Below are 17,534 nucleotides of genomic sequence, written 5' to 3' on the forward strand. Positions count from 1 at the left end.
GTTAATGAAATAAAAACAAGCATTGGACAAACGTGATATTCACAACAAAATCAAAGTAGATAGCAGCGTCTATACTAAGCTATGAAGTGCAGCAATTTGGCGGTGCAGTTAAGCGCTAAATGTCAGGCAAAAAAAAACCACACAATAACTGTGTGGTCGGAATCTATAAAACAATTAACTAACGCCAATTGTAAAATAATCAGTTTCCTGATTAGGAGAAAGTAAAGTCAGCCTTCAAAAGGAAGTGTCATCTTGCTCAACATGTCAGTTCAGAGAACAAATTCAGCTCAAAGAACTAACTAGATGACAGGATGTACTATAAAACGAATCAGGTATATTTTTTTGATGTAGATCAAGTTTTGGTTTAACTACCCCTTCAAATACAACTTTTAGGTAATGCTTGTGGCGATTATTGAATTTTTCGGAAAGAAAAAGTCCAGTGCCTCGGTCAATAGGGATATGGACAAGCAAAGAAAGTACGAAGCCCTTGTGAGGGCCTATCACAAGGATCTCTATCGTTACGCGTACTGGTTGTGTAAAGACCCGACCATCGCTGAGGATGTGGTCCAGGAAGCCTTCATGCGTGCATGGAAGTCGCTCGATAGTTTGCAAGACGACAAGGCTGCTAAATCATGGCTGATCACTATATTGCGCCGTGAGAACGCCCGTCGTTTCGAACGCAAGCAACTGGACTTAGTAGATATTGATGATTACGGTCAAGAGGCGAAAACCTCGGACGATGGTCATCACCAAACCCAGTGGCTACACGAGCAGATCATGCAGCTTGACGAGGAGTATCGCGAACCGCTTTATTTGCAGGTCGTGGGGGGATTTAGTGGTGAAGAGATTGGCGACATTTTAGGATTAAACACCAATACGGTGATGACGCGCCTATTCCGAGCCCGAAATCAGTTGAAAGATAAAGTGGATGAATCCACATCGAACCGAGGTATGAGCAATGGATGAGTTAGAGTTTCGTCGCAGAGTTTTGACTGAGCCTAGTATTCGTGACGGAGAGATCATAGAAGCCACTCGTACTAACGAGAACAACGCCAAGTTCTTGGACGATGTGCTGACGCTCGACAAAAAGATCGCCCAGGCGATGAGCGTCGATGTACCTGATGATCTCGCTGATCGAATCCTCCTCAATCAAGCTGTGACTGAGAATAATGTGGTGAAGCCGACCTTCACCCGCAGGATGATGTCGATGGCCGCCTCCGTGGCGTTTGTCGCAGGTCTACTTGCTGGCCAGGTCAATTGGGGCAACGTGGTTGTGCCCGAAGCCCAAGCGAGTTTGGCATCGATAGCCATGGACCATGTGTATGAGGAAAAGCCTTTTACCAGCCCATTGAACGAAAATGCCAGCATCGAGCAGCTTAATGTGAAGCTGATGCCATTCGATTTTCAGTTTGAGGGTGACTTCCCGTATCACGTGTATTACCTCAACCATTGCACGTTTGGCACCACCAATGCCTTACATGCCGTGTTTGAGGGTGAAAAAGGACGAGTAACCATGTTTGTCACCAACATGACATCACATGAGACCCCAAGCTTCAGTGACGACAAAATGGAAGGCATGATTGTGCCCGTCAAAGAAGCCACCATGATCATCGTGGGTAACAAGGGCGAAGATGTCGCCAAAATCGCCGAAAATATAGAGTATATACTCAAACCCATGTAATTCTGTTAACCAAACCATCAATACGCCTCAGCCTCACCTCTGAGGCGTTTTTTTCTCACTTTTATAGAGTTATAACTCTAATTACTGACTTTTAACGGCCATTTCCTGTCAGATAGGCATGATTTCTGTGATTTTATGCGAGTTTTATCCAATGGTCGGATTTCTATTTCCTATACTTGCGCTTAGGATTACGCCCCATATAGAGCACCCGCTCAATAAACTGCCCGATAGAGGCAATTTACAAGGATAAACAAATGAAAAACATGCGTCTGTTTAAAAAATCAGTGGTCGCCGTAACGGTCGCCCTAGCCTCTCAACAAGCCGTTGCTGCAGGTTTCCAACTTAACGCACAATCTGCGACCGGCATCGGCCGCGCATTCGCCGGTGACGCAGTAATCGCCGACAACGCATCAGTAATGGCTCGTAACCCAGCAGCCATGGCCCTTTTTGACGACGTTGCGCTGTCTTTGGGTTTTGAAACTTTGATCACGGATATTGAAGCAAGCAATGTAAACTACCAAGGACTTTTTGGTAACGGTAACGAAAGCTACAACGATATTGGTGGCACCTCAGTGGCGCCTAACATCCACTTAATTGTCCCAGTTAACGATACGTTTGCTTGGGGTGTTAACATTTACTCAAACTTCGGTACTAAAACCGAGTTCGATGATAATTTGTCTTGGTCCGAATACGGCGGCTTAACCGACCTAGCAAGTGTCAACTTTGGCATTTCTGGTTCTTACCGATTAAATAACCAGTGGAGTTTCGGTGCAGGATTAGATCTTATCTACGGTACAGGAAAACTGAGTAGGGTCGCAGGCAAAGGTATGGGTACAGTTATTAACCCAGGTACACCTGTTCTATGTCCAGGTGACGAGCCTTGTGTTATCGGCTTACCCAAAGGAACCAGCTTGCTTGATGTAGATGCCAAGGGCTTTGGTGTTGGCTTTAACATTGGTACAGTCTATGAGTTAGATGAAAACAACCGATTTGGCCTATCTTATCGTTACAGTCCTGAAATTGAAGCTGAAGGCGACGTCGAGTATCTGGGTAATTCTGACAGTAATGGGAAGCTCTATCTCCCTCTACCAGACATGGCAGAGTTTTCCGGTTACCATCGTATCCCTGATACCAAATTCGCAGCACACTACAGCGTACAGTGGATTGGTTGGCGTGCTTTTGACGAGTTAGAAGCTAAAATCAATGGCGAAAAAGAAATCCTAAATGAGTACAACTGGCAGAATGGTTGGCACTACGCCATCGGTGGTACTTATTACTTAAACCAAGACTGGACACTTCGTGCTGGTTACATGTACGACACAAGTGCACAGGGTGATACAAAGTCTGTATCCGTACCTGATTCTGATCGTCAATGGTTCTCTGCCGGCTTTACCTACAATATCGACAAACAATCTAATGTTGATTTCGGCTTCACTTACCTAGCTGGTAAAGATGTTAAAGTAGAGGAAAGTACTGAAAATCCTGCTATTCCAGGCACTGACATTTCTAGTATTTCAGCAACTACTCGCGCAAACGCAATCCTAGTCGGCCTACAATACAGCCGCACATTCTAATCACTCCTGATTTAGAATACACAACACTCCAAAGGGTCGGTTATCCGGCCCTTTTGCTTTTTCGCATTCCGCCAGGCAACACATCATTGGCTATTGAAGTCGTTCGATACCCCCAACAAAGTGTGCTTACGATTTAACTCGATTGAGTTTTAGTTACTTAGAACTATCACCACTTGATTAGCAACAACACTTTAATCGCTAATCACACTTGCACGGCACACCTGCAGCGTTACTTAGTTAGTTCCTGTTCCATATCCATAATCTCCACAAAATCCTCCGAAGAGATCCCTACTACCTTCAAGATGCAGTGAAGGAGTGAAGGAGTGAAGGAGTGAAGGAGTGAAGGAGTGAAGGAGTGAAGGAGTGAAGGAGTGTCAAAACTTTATACTGATTCAACAGAGAGTTTCAACCTCTCTATGTGCAATTCCCAAGTTTTACACTGGCCCTACAACAAGTACGCAACTCCTCGCTCCCCGAAGCGCAGCGTCCTCGCACCTCGAACCTAAAAAAAGAAAACCCCGGCGTTTCGGCCGGGGTTTTAAATTTATCGAATAAGCTTCGTGCTAGCGAAAACCTATCTCAGCACTTTATCCTACTAAGCGGATTAAGCTTCAGCTTTCTCTTTAGAAGCTTTAGTTGCTGGCGCTTTTGCTGCTTCTTGGTCTGCTTTCTTCTTGATTACAGTGGTACCTTCGAAAGTTTCACCTTCAACGAAAGCTTTACCGTAGTAAGAAGACAGTAGAACTTCTTTCAGCTCAGTGATAAGTGGGTAGCGTGGGTTCGCACCAGTACACTGGTCATCGAACGCGTCTACAGATAGCTCATCAACTTGTGCTAGGAAGTCAGCTTCAGCAACACCTGCCGCTTGGATAGACATTGGGATGTCTAGGTCACCTTTTAGCTCGTCCAACCATGCTAGAAGACGCTCAATCTTCTGCGCAGTACGGTCACCAGCTTGGCTTAGGCCAAGGTGGTCAGCAACCTCAGCGTAACGACGACGTGCTTGTGGACGGTCGTATTGAGAGAATGCAGTCTGCTTAGTTGGGTTGTCGTTCGCGTTGTAACGTACAACGTTCGAGATTAGTAGTGCGTTCGCCAAACCGTGTGGTAGGTGGAAGGCATTACCAATTTTGTGTGCCATTGAGTGACAAACACCTAGGAACGCGTTCGCGAACGCGATACCGGCGATAGTCGCTGCGTTGTGTACTTTCTCACGAGCGATTGGGTCGTTAGCACCGTTCGCGTAGCTTGATGGTAGGTACTCTTTTAGCATCTTAAGTGCTTGTAGAGCTTGACCATCTGAGTACTCGTTCGCAAGAACCGATACGTAAGCTTCTAGAGCGTGAGTTACGGCATCGTAACCACCGAACGCTGTTAGAGACTTAGGCATGTTCATTACAAGGTTCGCATCAACGATTGCCATTTGAGGAGTTAGCTCGTAGTCCGCTAGTGGGTACTTAGCGCCAGTCTCGTCGTCTGTAACAACCGCGAATGGAGTAACTTCTGAACCAGTACCTGAAGTAGTAGTGATACATACAAGCTCAGCTTTTTGACCCATTTTAGGGAACTTGTAGATACGCTTACGAATGTCCATAAAGCGCATTGCTAGTTCTTCAAATGCAGTCTCTGGGTGCTCGTACATAACCCACATGATCTTAGCCGCATCCATCGGTGAACCACCGCCTAGCGCTAGGATTACGTCTGGCTGGAAGCTTTCCATTGCTGCCGCACCTTTCTTAACTACAGATAGCGTTGGATCCGCTTCTACGTCGAAGAAAGTTTGAACTTCAATGCCTTGAGCTTTCAGTAGCTGTACAACTTCGTCTGCGTAACCGTTGTTGAATAGGAAACGGTCAGTTACTAGGAACGCACGCTTCTTACCTTCTAGATCGCTCATTGCGATTGGTAGGCTGCCACGACGGAAGTAGATAGACTTAGGTAGTTTGTGCCACAACATGTTTTCAGCTCGCTTCGCTACAGTTTTCTTGTTGATTAGGTGCTTAGGACCTACGTTCTCAGAGATAGAGTTACCACCCCATGAACCACAACCCAGTGTTAGAGACGGTGCAACGTTGAAGTTGTATAGGTCACCGATACCACCGTGAGTCGTTGGGATGTTTACAAGAATACGTGCAGTCTTCATCTTGTCACCGAAGTAACGGATGCGGTCTGCGTTAACGTCTTGGTTAGTGTATAGGCCAGATGTGTGACCGATACCGCCGATTTCAACCATAGTTACCGCTTGAGCAACTGCGTCTTCGAAGTTGTCAGCGCGGAATAGACCTAGAGTTGGAGATAGTTTCTCGTGAGCAAACTCGTCGTCGTAAGAAACTTTGCCTAGACCTTCACCAACTAGAACTTTAGTGTCAGCTGGAACTTTAACACCCGCCATTTCAGCGATAGCTGGAGCAGGCTGACCTACGATTTTCGCGTTTAGTGCGCCATCGATAAGTAGAACTTTACGTACTTTTTCAGCTTCTGCTTTGTTTAGAACGTAAGCTTTGTGAGAAGCAAAACGTGCTTTCACTTCGTCGTATACTTCGTCAACAACGATTGCAGCCTGCTCAGATGCACATACTACGCCGTTATCGAATGTCTTAGACATTAGGATAGAAGCTACTGCACGCTTGATGTCAGCCGTTTCGTCGATAACAACAGGAACGTTACCTGCACCTACACCGATTGCTGGCTTACCAGAAGAGTATGCCGCTTTAACCATGCCTGGACCACCAGTTGCAAGGATTAGAGCGATGCCATCGTGCTTCATAAGAGCGTTTGAAAGCTCAACAGATGGCTGGTCAATCCAACCGATGATGTCTTTTGGTGCGCCCGCTGCGATTGCTGCGTCTAGTACTAGCTTCGCTGCGTCGTTAGTTGAGTTCTTCGCACGTGGGTGTGGCGAGAAGATGATACCGTTACGAGTCTTCAAAGAGATTAGAGACTTGAAGATCGCAGTCGATGTTGGGTTAGTTGTTGGTACGATACCACAGATGATGCCTACAGGCTCTGCGATAGTCATAGTACCTAGGTTGTCGTCCTCTTCAAGGACGCCACAAGTTTGTTCGTCTTTGTACTTGTTGTAGATAAACTCAGAAGCGAAGTGGTTCTTGATTACTTTATCTTCAACAATACCCATACCTGACTCTTCTACCGCTTGTTGCGCTAGAGGAATACGTGCTTGGTTAGCTGCTAGAGAGGCTGCACGGAAAATTTTGTCTACTTGCTCTTGAGAGTAAGTAGCAAACTCCGCTTGCGCCGCTTTTACGCGGGCTACTAGAGCGTCTAGTTCAGCTAGGTTGGTAACAGGCATAGAAAAATCTCCTAAAAATAACAAAATGTAAAAGCTAATTTATTGAGCTCGCGATCAAACGCCGAATGCACCGCCCCCACGGAACATTCATCAGTAAGTCAGTAACTTACAAAATAGCAGGCTTAGTAAATTGCTTTCAGGACTGAGTATAATCTTTCACGATTTGAAAAAATATGACTCAGATCAGATTCCAAAAATTAATTAACCAATTAGTGGTAACCAGATCACCTAGATAGATGTAAGTTACTGAATTAAATACTATTAAAAACTGCACACTTAGTGAATAAAAAACAGCCAGATAAACTTTACTATCAAAAAAGACAATAAAAGTATGAAAAAAACTTACACTTTTGTTGAATTTACTGACTTTGGCACATCTTTTACGTGCACAGCAGTACAAAGTTTGTTCGGTTTCCGCCTCTGGTTCAAAAATAGCCTACACTAACCGAGCTGCACACTATCTGACCAGTTACATGCAAAAAAGTGGTTACCAATTTGGTTTGGCGCATAAACCACCAACATAAATTAGGTAGTTACAATTAATGTTGCTTTTTACTCGAAATTTCAGGCAAAAAGCCCTACATTAGCGGCGCTTTTAGGTCATCGCTTTACAAGGAACAGACAGCCATCATGCAAACTTTCGAAATCGCCATTTTTCTTCAATTCTTCTTGGGTCTCGTCGCCGCTGTGAACCCGGTGGGTATTATGCCGATCTTCGTTTCTCTGACCGGTCATATGACTTTGGAAGAAAAGCACAAAACAGCCAAGACCGCTAACATCGCGGTGGGTGTGATCCTGATCACTTCTTTACTTGCAGGTCAAGCATTGTTGGATATGTTCAGTATCTCGCTTGATTCGTTCCGCATTGCCGGTGGTCTGCTTCTATTGAGCATCGCCTTTACCATGATGAGTGGTAAACTCGGTGAAGATAAGCAAAACAAGCAAGAGAAGTCCGAGTACGTGAGCCGCGAGCAGATTGGCGTAGTGCCACTGGCGATGCCGTTGATGGCTGGCCCTGGTGCGATCAGTTCAACGATTGTTTATGGTGCGCGCTACCCAAGCATGTTCGAAACGGTGGGTATCTTGATCACAGTAGTGGTGTTCTGCTTCTGCTCCTGGCTGCTGTACCGTTCAGCCCCGCTAATCGTACGCTTCTTAGGTCAAACCGGAATCAACGTGATCACGCGTATCATGGGCTTGATCTTGGCAGCTCTTGGTATCGAGTTTATGGCTAATGGTTTGAGAAACCTTTTCCCTGGCTTAATGTAACCCGTAACCCCGCCTTTCCCTGCTCCAGTCTGTAGGTTTCCTTCACAGCCCAGCAGGGAAAACAAAAACTTGTTTTCATTCATACGCCTATCATAATAAGTAGAGACTAGTTACGCCACGCAAGGAAAGCGGCGAACTCAAGGCAGAATGGACTCGCTATGGAAACAAAGAAACACCCGCTCAAAAATCACCTCTATACGATTATCTTTGGCACTCACACGCCTGCAGGGCGTGCGTTCGATATAGGCTTGATTATTACTATCCTACTCTCGCTTGTCGTTGTGATTGCTGAGTCTATCCCGGAAGTACGAGACCGCTTTGGCCCACCGCTGCACCTCATTGAGATTGGATTTACCCTACTCTTCACCATTGAGTATCTCCTACGCCTATATTGCTCACCCCAGCGCTGGGCCTATGCACGCAGCTTCTATGGGCTGATTGATTTGCTGGCCATCGTACCCAGTTATCTCGCCCTATTGATCCCTGGCGCCTCTTATATGTTAGTGATCCGCCTGCTACGCATCATGCGTATTTTCCGTGTGCTACGCTTGGTGCCGTTTTTACAAGACTCAAATATTTTGCTTCGCAGCCTTTTGATGGCCAAGCGCAAGGTGATGATCTTCTTCACCACCGTGGCCATCTTAGTCACTATTTTCGGCTCGCTAATCTATGTAATAGAAGGCCCCGAGCACGGCTTTACCAGCATCCCTAAGAGCATCTACTGGGCAATCGTGACCATCACCACCGTCGGTTACGGCGATATTGTGCCGCAAACAGGCTTAGGTAAAACGATCGCTTCCCTCACCATGCTACTCGGTTACTCTATCCTAGCGGTTCCCACCGGTATCATCACCGCAGAGCTCAACAATGAAATGAAATCACACCGCCAACTAGTCAAATGCCCCAATTGCTCTAAGGCCGGGCACGAGTCTGAGGCGATGTATTGTAAGTATTGTGGGAGTGAATTGCCGTCACCCGATCAACGGGTCGTTGACCCTGAATGACAGAGGCGAGAATCGAGAGGCGAGGAAAAACAGCGATCGCGTCTCGCTTCTCGCAGCAACGCGATCTCGACTCTCGCCTCTTCCCGCTAGGGAATATTATTTTGTAGACAAAATAATACGTAACGTACGACGTAACGGCTCAGCAGCGCCCCATAGGAGTTGGTCACCCACTGTGAAAGCGTTGAGGAAGTCGTCGCCCATTGACATCTTGCGTAGGCGGCCTACTGGGATGTTTAGTGTGCCAGTGACTTTTGCTGGAGTGAGTTCTTGAGCGGTGATATCGCGCTCGTTTGGAATCACTTTAACCCAGTCGTTGTGGGTGCCGATCATCTCTTCGATCTCATCCATTGGGATGGCTTGCTTCAGCTTGATGGTCAGTGCCTGGGCGTGACAGCGCATCGCTCCGATACGCACACAAGTGCCATCGATTGGCACTGGAGAGTCTTGTAGGCCAAGAATCTTGTTCGCTTCAACACCCGCTTTCCACTCTTCCTTGCTTTGACCGTTGTCGCGTTTCACGTCAATCCATGGGATCAGTGAGCCCGCTAGAGGAACGCCGAACTGGTCCACGGGGAAGCTCTCACCGCGCATGGTCTCTGCCACTTTCTTGTCGATGTCCAGAATAGAAGAAGCTGGGTCAGCAAGCTCTGTCGCCACTGACTGATTAATGGTGCCCATTTGCGCAATCAGCTCACGCATGTTTTTCGCACCTGCGCCAGAAGCCGCTTGGTAGGTCATCGCGCTCATCCACTCAACATGGCCTTTCTCGTACAGACCACCCAAGGCCATTAGCATCAAGCTCACGGTACAGTTACCGCCAACGAAGGTGTTGGTGCCTGACTGAATACCTTGTTGGATTTGGTTTAGGTTGACAGGGTCAAGGGTAATGATTGAGTCACTCGCCATACGCAGTGTCGACGCGGCATCAATCCAGTAACCTTTCCAACCCGCTTGACGCAATGCTGGGTAAGCCTTCTCAGTGTAACCACCACCTTGACAGGTAATCACAGCATCCAGTTGCTTAAGCGCATTGATGTCAAACGCATCTTGTAGCATGCCCGCATCTTTACCAAAGTTTGGCGCTGGGATACCGACTTGTGAGGTACTAAAGAACACCGGCTCGATAACATCAAAATCGCGCTCTTCCACCATGCGTTGCATCAGGACAGAGCCCACCATACCACGCCAACCAACTAAACCTACTCTCATTCGCTTCCGCACTCCATGTCAAAAAGATCAAAAATAAAAAAGGAAACCTCATCTATAAAGATTTCCCTTATAAAGCGCAAGCATTATTTAAAAAAAGAGGCGGGAGGCGAGAATCGAGAGGCGAGACAGCGATCAAGTGAGATTCATCTCGAGCGAAGCGTACTCGCAGTGAAACGATCTCGACTCTCGATTCTGATTCACCGTCCTCGATAGTCCTCAGCACTCTGAACTGTCTGGCGCAAATACAACGCCAATAATTCCAGATCACTATCCGCGATTGGTTGGCCTTTTTTCAGGTTGCTCTCTAAGTCTGAGGCGATATCACGCAGTGGCGTCGCACCGACGCTGCCTGCGACGCCCTTTAGGCTGTGAACTAAGCGTAGGGCTGTGGGATCTTGCTGGCCGATGAGGGCTTGGATTCGTTCGGCGTCGTCTTGATGATCTTCGATAAACACATTAAGGAGCAGTTCAACGGCATTTTTGTCTCCGCTCACTGAATCGAGCATATAAGCGTAGTTTATCGCACTGGTGCGCTCGGGGTTAACCGTGACTGTTGGCTTTGACTTGGGCTCGGGTGGTGCATCGGGCGTGTCACTTTGGGTGACGTGTTGTGCGCCAAGGTCAATAGCAGGGTCTGTCACCAGCGCTGATGAGGGCGTGAAAGTCATGCTCGGCCGGCGATAAAGGGCAATCAATAAAGGCAGAAAACCCACCGCTGCGAACAAAATGCCTCCAACATAGATGTGGTGATACAGCTCTTGTCGCATCTCGCTGATGGTTTTAGTCACCTCAAATTCAGCTAATTGCTCGACCCAATGTGCCCCTTGAGCATACGCGCCAAGCGAGTTTGAACTGCGCGCAAGCAGGCTCTGCACCTTAGTACGTGCGTCGTCGGGCAGCTCTAGCGAGTCAACATACAGCGCATCCAGCTTGCGATAAACCAGAGAGTTACCATCAAAGTCACTGTATAGGGCAATAAAGGTTAGCGAGCCCAGTTCTGTCAGCACCTCAAACACCCTTGGTTCGCTGCGATACTCATCCATTGCCATTCCCAGCTCTTCCAGTAGGCGCACCTTCTGGAGCTTGTTGTCACTGAGCTGTTCGACAAGATGGGTAAACCTATCAAGCAACAAAATCAACTGATTGACATCATGGAAGACAAAATGATTGTCTTGACTGGCAAGGAGTTCGACTTGAGTTTCATTGATCACCCGAGTGGAGATCGCCAGGTTATCAAGGTGATTGGTTTGATAAGCCGGATTGACATTGAGCAAGCTACTGACCTGCTTGACCTCTGTATCGAGTCTTTCGAGTGTGGTGAGCACATTGTATTCACTGCGCAGCCAAGAGAGCGCTGTGAAGGTCGCCACCACCCATATGGTCAGTGCGACAGTCCCTTTGTTGAGCTTCATCCTTGTCCTTACACGATTGTGTGCACATAAGTTGACGTTAAACCAAAAAAAAAGAGAGAGCAAACTTGCTCTCTCTTTTCTCGATCCTTATCCATTCGACTGACGGGTTAATTGATCTTTCAAGTTTGGCGGGCAACCCTTAATAGTTAGGGTGTCGCTCTCTTGATCATAAAACACGCGCTCGCCTAAGAGTAGGCTATCGAAACTGATATTGAGGCCGCCACCGGCACCAACGTATTTGGTCAGTTTGCGCACTGTGGTGCGGTCAGCTGGAAAACTCTCCTCCAACTCGTAGCCTTGCGCGCTGGTAAAGTCTTGAAAAGAGCTGCCCGTATCCGTCGATGGCAATTCACCCGACAGCTCTTTGACTTGGATCTCTTCGCCAGCTTTGAGCTGATCGTTACAGTAACTTGCCACTTGCTTCTTGTACTCAGTGGTTTCTTGCTTATCAAGCTGAGCATCCGCACAGAAATCCTCAACCGCCTGCATCAATACCAGGTTCTGTTGCTTGCTGTCTAAGCCAACCTCTGCTTGCAAGAAATCAAGGAAGAAATCTGCCACTTTACGTCCGACACGGCCTTTGATGTAGCTTAGATAACGGTTCGACTCTTTATCTGTGTCGTAGGTCGATAAGTCAAGGCGTGCCGCGATATCCATCTTGTTGATATCTAGGTAGTCAGTCGCGCTGATATCCAAGCCCTCTGTTACCTTCAGGCTCTGATTGGACGGCAAGATACCGATAAACAGGTAATCGGTCGCCAGAGACTGATACTCGGCAATGACAAAAATACCCTCGTCAGCGAATGGGTACTTCGACAACTCCTGCTTTAGGGATTGACCACAACGCTGTGAAAACTCATAGAACGCCATCTCTCCTTTGCGGAAGGTATCCAGATTGAGCTGGAAATCACTATCACTTTTAAATAGCCCAAACCCCTTACCTGGCTTAGCATTAAACGTACGGTGCAACTGTGCGACTAGGCTCTCACTCGTTTGGTCAAGCTCGAGTGCCTGTGGACGGTAGTTAACCACCAGTTCATCCTGATCATTTTTGGTCAGTTGATGCAAAATAATGTTAGAAAGCTGCAGACTCATAGGAATTGAAGTAATCTTGGTTCAGTTAGCGGGTCTAGTAGGGTATCATAAGTCGTTTTTACTAGCACATATAGAGTTACCATGCCTATTACATCTAAATACAGCGACGACCAAGTCGAACAAATCCTAGCAGAGGTTGCTGCGGTTCTTGAGAAACACAATGCAACGCCAGAACTCTCTCTGATGATTGCAGGTAATATTGCAACCAATGTCTTAAATCAAAGCGTTGCCCCTTCACAGCGCAAGGCGATTGCTGATAAATTCGCCCAAGCTCTTGTTTCTTCTCTAGAAGATAAAGCTCACTAATAAGTTGGATATAAAAGAACAGCACTTATGGTAGATAGCGGAAACTCCTACTCGGAACGCGTGTCTCGTCTCGTAGGATGGGGGCACTGGTTTGCGTTTTTCAATATTATCGCAGCCATGCTTATCGGAACACGTTACATTGCCCAATCACCATGGCCAGAGAGTCTGCTAGGACAGCTGTATTTGGCTATATCATGGGTTGGGCATTTTGGCTTCTTGGTATTTGCCCTCTATCTGTTGGTGCTGTTTCCACTCACTTTCTTAGTGCCCTCAAAAAAACTGTTCAGGCTGCTCACGGTGTTGTTTTCGACCATCAGCTTGACAGTTTTGTTGATCGATACCCAAACCTATCAGTCGATCAGTTTGCACCTCAATCCTGTGGTGTGGGAGTTACTGTTTACGGATAACTCATCGCCCGTCAGTCGTGATTTCCAGCATCTATTTATCGTGCTGCCAATGATCTTCCTGCTTGAGCTTGGTCTCTCAGAGTGGGTGTGGCGTAAGCAACGCAAGCTGAGTCATCGCCATATTGGCCGCCCAATTGCCGCGGTGTTTTTTATCTGTTTCAGCTTAAGCCACGTGATTTACGTTTGGGCCGATATCTCGTTCTACGAACCCATTACCAAACAACGCGCTAATTTTCCGCTGTCTTATCCAATGACGGCGAAGTCGTTTATGGAAAAACACGGCATCCTTGATCGTGAAGAGTACCAAAAACGCCGCCAAGAGAGCGAAGCGCGCGCGGGCGAAATCAGCTATCCACTCGAGCCACTGGTGTTTGAGCGCCGTGCTAACCCACTCAATGTCTTGCTGATTAACGTCAACAACCTGCGTGCAGACGCGCTTAATCAAGAAGCAATGCCTTTTACCACGCAGTTTGCTGATAATGCGCTTAACTTTACCCGTCATTACAGTTCAAGCAACGATGTGCAAGGTATGTTTGGCCTATTTTATGGCCTGCCGACCAGTTACTTGGGCAGTGTTTCAAATCAAGGCGACGCATCTATTTTGCTGTCAACGCTGGGCACCAATGACTATCAATTTGGCTTGTTTAGTGACCATCGCTTCAACTTTGATTTATATACCAATTTAATCTTCCGCGATCTTCCAGTTGAGGAGAGCCTCAAAGGCGAGCGCCTACTTGATACCTGGAGCGAGTGGGTGAGCGAAAACAGTGGTGCCCCTTGGTTTAGCTTTATCGAGCTGACGACGGTCGAGCAGTTTAATGCCATGGAAGAGTACCAAGGCTCAACGCTCGATAAACTTAAACAAGGCTATGTACAGTCAGTTAAGCAGGCTGATAGACAGCTAGAGCAAATCCTCGCTGAGCTAGAGGTATTGGAAGTTCGTGATAAAACGGTCGTGATCATCACTTCTAATCATGGTATCGAGTTTAATGAGACCAAAACCAACAGTTGGGGCGCTGGCTCAAATTACAGTAATTATCAGCTGTCGGTGCCTTTGGTTATCAAATGGCCGGGTAAGCTCGCCGCTGAGTATACTCACTCCACCAGCCACTTAGATATCTCGGTAACCCTAATGGAAGAACTGCTTGGAGCCTCATCAAACCCAAGTGATTACAGTAGCGGTCGCAATCTATTTAATGAGCGTAAGCGCAAGTGGGTTATCGCTGGTAACAATAACGAGTTAGCTCTACTGACACCAAGCAAAACCACCGTGGTGGATCGCTATGGCAACTACAAGGTATACAATGAGAATTATCAGCGCCTCAAGGACGAGAGTCCAACGCTACCCGTGTTGATGCAGGCTCTAACTGAATTGCAGCGCTTCTATAACGACTAGATTGGTCAGAGTTTGTGCAAACGAGCCAGCAAATCGATAATAATGCGATTTTTATCAATCTCTTACCCATTGACGTTCGATGATGAGGTGGTAATATCAATCCCATCGGACTGTAGCGCAGCTTGGTAGCGCACCGTCATGGGGTGTCGGGGGTCGCAAGTTCAAATCTTGTCAGTCCGACCATATACCGCAAGGGGTTAGCTTAGGCTAACCCCTTCCTCGTTTTAGGCCAGACAAAAATATAGAAGTTAGTGGGTCACCACTTTCGAGAATACATTGACGATCACCGTGCCGAGCAGAATAAAGCTCATTCCGATGATCGCCGGCATATCCAACTTCTGACCAAAAACCATCCAGCCGATACCTGCGACCAACACGATGCCTGCACCACACCAAATTGCATAGGCGATCCCGACTGGCATGACTTTGACAACTTGCGCTAGGGCAGCAAAGGCGGCGGCATAACACGCCAGACAGATTAGAGTTGGGATTGGTTTGGTAAAACCTTCAGTCTTGGTCAAAAAGCTGGTTGCAATCACCTCAGCGGCAATGGCAAATGCGAGTAAAAAATAGTGCAAAATATTCCCCGTCTATTCGGTCGTTACTGTTTGTGTGTGGTGACGTGCTTACCGTGATTGCTTAAGCGCGCGAAAAAACGCCTCTTCTGGACATTGCTCTAGCATCTTTTGCTTAAACCATTGAGTAAACAAGGTCACCTTAGGCGGCGATAAATGGCGATTATACGTCAAGAAATGGCTATCGCTGGCGCTCATTACTTTATCACTGATCGCGACCACCTCACCACTCGAGAGTAACGGAATCGCATTCAGAGAGCGACACAACATCACCCCAGCACCCTTCGCGACGAGCTCTAACCCCATCATACTGCTGCCAACCTCATACTGCTTTTTCGGTGCGCCGCACGAGAGCGCATTGCTCGCTAACCAATCCGGCCAGCCCTCGGCATAACCTCGAACGTATATCCCCGGCAGCAGATCAAACTGACCCCGCTCCAATTCTTGATGGTAACGCTCTCGAAACCCCGGGCTACAGATAGCCAACCAGTACTCTTTACAAATTAACTCACCATAATCACTGCCATTGGGCTGACCATTGACAATCTCGATATCGACCCGTGATTGGTTGTCGTCCAATTGCGGCCAGTCGTCAGTATGCAGACGAACGTTGATATAGGGGTGCTGCTTATAAAAGTCGTCGAGCATGGGCACTAACCAAAAATAGGCAAACGAGGTGTTGACCTTGATCGTCAGTTGCTGCGGCTCACTCTGATAGGTCAGTGCTTGAGTCTGATTGCGGATCGCGAGCAGTGATTGATGAACCGTTGGGTAGTACTTGTGCCCTTGGGTTGATAGTTTAAGCCGGCGTTGCTCGCGATTAAACAGCGCGAAACCCAAGAACTGCTCAAGCGCCTTGATGTGTTGACTCACTGCAGCCTGAGTCACATGCAGCTCAACTGCCGCTTTCGAAATGGAATGAAGTCGAGCGCAAGCTTCAAAAGCCACCAAGGACTTGAGTGGAGGCAACATAGGCGGTGTTCTCTTAAGGGATGGTGTGGTCAAACTAGACATGAACTTTTACACGCAGATGAACAAATCGTGACGTTAGTTTTACTTATATGCATGACGCTGACATGTCGGGTTAGTTTAGAAAAACTAATATAAATCAGACAAAAAAATGCTTCAGCTGTAATTTTAACTTAATTCTCTGCTTCTAACTTATACCGCAACTTAACTGGCAACACGCCACACCGCAATCATGAAATGGAGAATATCATGAACAAATTGATGCTTGCTGCTGCGACTGCTGCAGTATCGTTGACAAGTATTTCAGCTTTCGCCAAGCAAGAACTGACTGTCTACACAGCATTTGAAATTGAACAGATTCGCGCACTGGAAAGTGCCTTCCAAGCTCAGCACCCGGATATCAAGCTGAACTTTATGCGCGATTCAACCAGCGTTGTGACTGCGCGACTACTCGCAGAAAAAGACAACCCACAGGCGGATGTCATCTGGGGTCTTGCGGCAACATCGATGATGGTTCTTGATAAGCAGGATTTGCTGGCTCCATATGCTCCGGCTGAACTTGATAAGCTGGATGAGAAGTTCCGTGATAGCCGTGAAGTACCACACTGGATTGGTATGGATGCATGGATTGCGGGTATCTGTTTCAACACTATTGAAGCGAAAAAGCACAACCTTGAGGCGCCAACTTCTTGGGCTGACCTGAAAAAACCGGAGTACGCGGGTCACATTGTCATGCCTAACCCTGCCTCTTCCGGCACTGGTTTCCTAGACGTATCGGCATGGCTGCAACAGTTCGGTGATGAGCAAGGCTGGGAGTACATGGAAGGCCTGCACAAAAATATCGCCCGCTACACTCACTCGGGTTCAGCACCATGTAACCTAGCAGCAACGGGTGAAGCAACGATGGGTATCTCATTTGCCTTCCGCGGTGCAACACTGAAACAGCAAGGTGCGCCAATCGATATGATCTTCCCATCAGAAGGTGTAGGTTGGGATATGGAAGCCGCAGCGATTGTCTCGGGTACCGACAAGCTTGATGCTGCGCAAACCCTACTTGACTACGCGGCATCAGCAGACGCGAACAAGGTGTACAACCAGTTCTACCCTGTTATTGCCATCAGCGACCTAGCACAGCCGGTTGAGCACTACCCAACCAATGCCACTGAAATCATGATTGAAAACGATTTTGTTTGGGCATCAGAGAACTACGACTACATCATCAATGAGTGGGTTAAACGCTTTGACGGTAAGTCAGACGCCAAATAATTAGCCACTATGTTCCTAACAGGGAATCAGTTCTCACTAGGGGCTCGCTTGAGCCCCTTTT

14 protein-coding genes and 1 tRNA gene are annotated in these 17,534 nt (G+C 47.4%); 9 read left to right on the forward strand and 6 right to left on the reverse strand.

Annotated elements, in window-relative coordinates; all coding sequences use genetic code 11:
* The first annotated feature begins 396 nt into the window (after positions 1-396).
* From ACZ5R2_RS13145 to ACZ5R2_RS13155, 3 genes are all read left to right on the forward strand, one after another.
* Positions 397-966, forward strand: coding sequence for a sigma-70 family RNA polymerase sigma factor (locus ACZ5R2_RS13145; RefSeq protein ID WP_438457805.1), 570 nt, complete (start codon positions 397-399; stop codon positions 964-966).
* Positions 959-1,681: a DUF3379 domain-containing protein gene (locus ACZ5R2_RS13150; RefSeq protein ID WP_464899822.1), complete on the forward strand. Its 723-nt coding sequence runs from the start codon at positions 959-961 to the stop codon at positions 1,679-1,681. Before ACZ5R2_RS13145 ends, ACZ5R2_RS13150 begins: the two co-directional genes overlap by 8 nt.
* Positions 1,682-1,935: 254 nt before the next feature.
* Complete coding sequence (locus ACZ5R2_RS13155; protein WP_464899823.1) at positions 1,936-3,255, forward strand: outer membrane protein transport protein; 1,320 nt, start codon at positions 1,936-1,938, stop codon at positions 3,253-3,255.
* A 604-nt stretch (positions 3,256-3,859) separates the two neighbouring features.
* Here the strand turns inward: ACZ5R2_RS13155 and adhE are convergent.
* Positions 3,860-6,565, reverse strand: a complete 2,706-nt coding sequence (adhE, locus tag ACZ5R2_RS13160) for a bifunctional acetaldehyde-CoA/alcohol dehydrogenase (protein ID WP_464899824.1) — start codon at positions 6,563-6,565, stop codon at positions 3,860-3,862.
* Positions 6,566-7,195: 630 nt separating this feature from the next.
* Between adhE and ACZ5R2_RS13165 the strand changes: the two genes are divergently transcribed.
* Entirely contained in the window at positions 7,196-7,834 is a 639-nt protein-coding gene (locus tag ACZ5R2_RS13165) for a YchE family NAAT transporter (protein WP_438457801.1), read from the forward strand.
* A gap of 158 nt (positions 7,835-7,992) precedes the next feature.
* Positions 7,993-8,838, forward strand: a complete 846-nt coding sequence (locus ACZ5R2_RS13170) for an ion transporter (protein WP_464899825.1) — start codon at positions 7,993-7,995, stop codon at positions 8,836-8,838.
* A gap of 96 nt (positions 8,839-8,934) precedes the next feature.
* On the opposite strand, the gene asd is transcribed toward ACZ5R2_RS13170, so the two are convergent.
* From asd to yejK, 3 genes are all read right to left on the reverse strand, one after another.
* On the reverse strand, positions 8,935-10,047 hold the full coding sequence (gene asd, locus ACZ5R2_RS13175) for an aspartate-semialdehyde dehydrogenase (RefSeq protein WP_464899826.1): 1,113 nt from the start codon (positions 10,045-10,047) through the stop codon (positions 8,935-8,937).
* Positions 10,048-10,244: 197 nt separating this feature from the next.
* Positions 10,245-11,459, reverse strand: a complete 1,215-nt coding sequence (locus tag ACZ5R2_RS13180; RefSeq protein WP_464899827.1) for an Hpt domain-containing protein — start codon at positions 11,457-11,459, stop codon at positions 10,245-10,247.
* An 87-nt stretch (positions 11,460-11,546) separates the two neighbouring features.
* A complete protein-coding gene (gene yejK / locus ACZ5R2_RS13185; protein WP_464899828.1) occupies positions 11,547-12,554 on the reverse strand; it encodes a nucleoid-associated protein YejK in 1,008 nt (335 codons plus the stop codon).
* A gap of 81 nt (positions 12,555-12,635) precedes the next feature.
* On the opposite strand from yejK, the gene ACZ5R2_RS13190 reads away from it, so the two are divergent.
* The 3 genes from ACZ5R2_RS13190 to ACZ5R2_RS13200 all read left to right on the forward strand — a co-directional run bounded on the left by ACZ5R2_RS13190 (position 12,636) and on the right by ACZ5R2_RS13200 (position 14,846).
* Positions 12,636-12,860, forward strand: a complete 225-nt coding sequence (locus ACZ5R2_RS13190; protein WP_438457796.1) for a YejL family protein — start codon at positions 12,636-12,638, stop codon at positions 12,858-12,860.
* Between the two features lie 27 nt (positions 12,861-12,887).
* Positions 12,888-14,663 carry a DUF3413 domain-containing protein gene (locus tag ACZ5R2_RS13195; RefSeq protein ID WP_464899829.1) on the forward strand — a complete coding sequence of 592 codons (1,776 nt, stop codon included), beginning with the start codon at positions 12,888-12,890 and terminating at the stop codon, positions 14,661-14,663.
* Between the two features lie 106 nt (positions 14,664-14,769).
* A tRNA-Pro gene (locus ACZ5R2_RS13200) sits at positions 14,770-14,846 on the forward strand.
* A 65-nt stretch (positions 14,847-14,911) separates the two neighbouring features.
* Here ACZ5R2_RS13200 and ACZ5R2_RS13205 read toward each other — a convergent pair.
* Positions 14,912-15,241 carry an SMR family transporter gene (locus ACZ5R2_RS13205; protein WP_438457794.1) on the reverse strand — a complete coding sequence of 110 codons (330 nt, stop codon included), beginning with the start codon at positions 15,239-15,241 and terminating at the stop codon, positions 14,912-14,914.
* A 48-nt stretch (positions 15,242-15,289) separates the two neighbouring features.
* Positions 15,290-16,210, reverse strand: a complete 921-nt coding sequence (locus ACZ5R2_RS13210; RefSeq protein ID WP_464899830.1) for a LysR substrate-binding domain-containing protein — start codon at positions 16,208-16,210, stop codon at positions 15,290-15,292.
* A 246-nt stretch (positions 16,211-16,456) separates the two neighbouring features.
* On the opposite strand from ACZ5R2_RS13210, the gene ACZ5R2_RS13215 reads away from it, so the two are divergent.
* Positions 16,457-17,473, forward strand: a complete 1,017-nt coding sequence (locus tag ACZ5R2_RS13215; protein WP_464899831.1) for a putative 2-aminoethylphosphonate ABC transporter substrate-binding protein — start codon at positions 16,457-16,459, stop codon at positions 17,471-17,473.
* Positions 17,474-17,534 lie beyond the last annotated feature (61 nt).

It is taken from the genome of Vibrio sabulosilitoris, from assembly GCF_055391395.1.

Coding starts and splice junctions, on each gene's coding strand:
- ACZ5R2_RS13145 (WP_438457805.1), top strand. CDS start 397: ATGCTTGTGGCGATTATTGAATTTTTCGGAAAGAAAAAGTCCAGTGCC.
- ACZ5R2_RS13150 (WP_464899822.1), top strand. CDS start 959: ATGGATGAGTTAGAGTTTCGTCGCAGAGTTTTGACTGAGCCTAGTATT.
- ACZ5R2_RS13155 (WP_464899823.1), top strand. CDS start 1,936: ATGAAAAACATGCGTCTGTTTAAAAAATCAGTGGTCGCCGTAACGGTC.
- adhE (WP_464899824.1), bottom strand. CDS start 6,565: ATGCCTGTTACCAACCTAGCTGAACTAGACGCTCTAGTAGCCCGCGTA.
- ACZ5R2_RS13165 (WP_438457801.1), top strand. CDS start 7,196: ATGCAAACTTTCGAAATCGCCATTTTTCTTCAATTCTTCTTGGGTCTC.
- ACZ5R2_RS13170 (WP_464899825.1), top strand. CDS start 7,993: ATGGAAACAAAGAAACACCCGCTCAAAAATCACCTCTATACGATTATC.
- asd (WP_464899826.1), bottom strand. CDS start 10,047: ATGAGAGTAGGTTTAGTTGGTTGGCGTGGTATGGTGGGCTCTGTCCTG.
- ACZ5R2_RS13180 (WP_464899827.1), bottom strand. CDS start 11,459: ATGAAGCTCAACAAAGGGACTGTCGCACTGACCATATGGGTGGTGGCG.
- yejK (WP_464899828.1), bottom strand. CDS start 12,554: ATGAGTCTGCAGCTTTCTAACATTATTTTGCATCAACTGACCAAAAAT.
- ACZ5R2_RS13190 (WP_438457796.1), top strand. CDS start 12,636: ATGCCTATTACATCTAAATACAGCGACGACCAAGTCGAACAAATCCTA.
- ACZ5R2_RS13195 (WP_464899829.1), top strand. CDS start 12,888: ATGGTAGATAGCGGAAACTCCTACTCGGAACGCGTGTCTCGTCTCGTA.
- ACZ5R2_RS13210 (WP_464899830.1), bottom strand. CDS start 16,210: ATGTTGCCTCCACTCAAGTCCTTGGTGGCTTTTGAAGCTTGCGCTCGA.
- ACZ5R2_RS13215 (WP_464899831.1), top strand. CDS start 16,457: ATGAACAAATTGATGCTTGCTGCTGCGACTGCTGCAGTATCGTTGACA.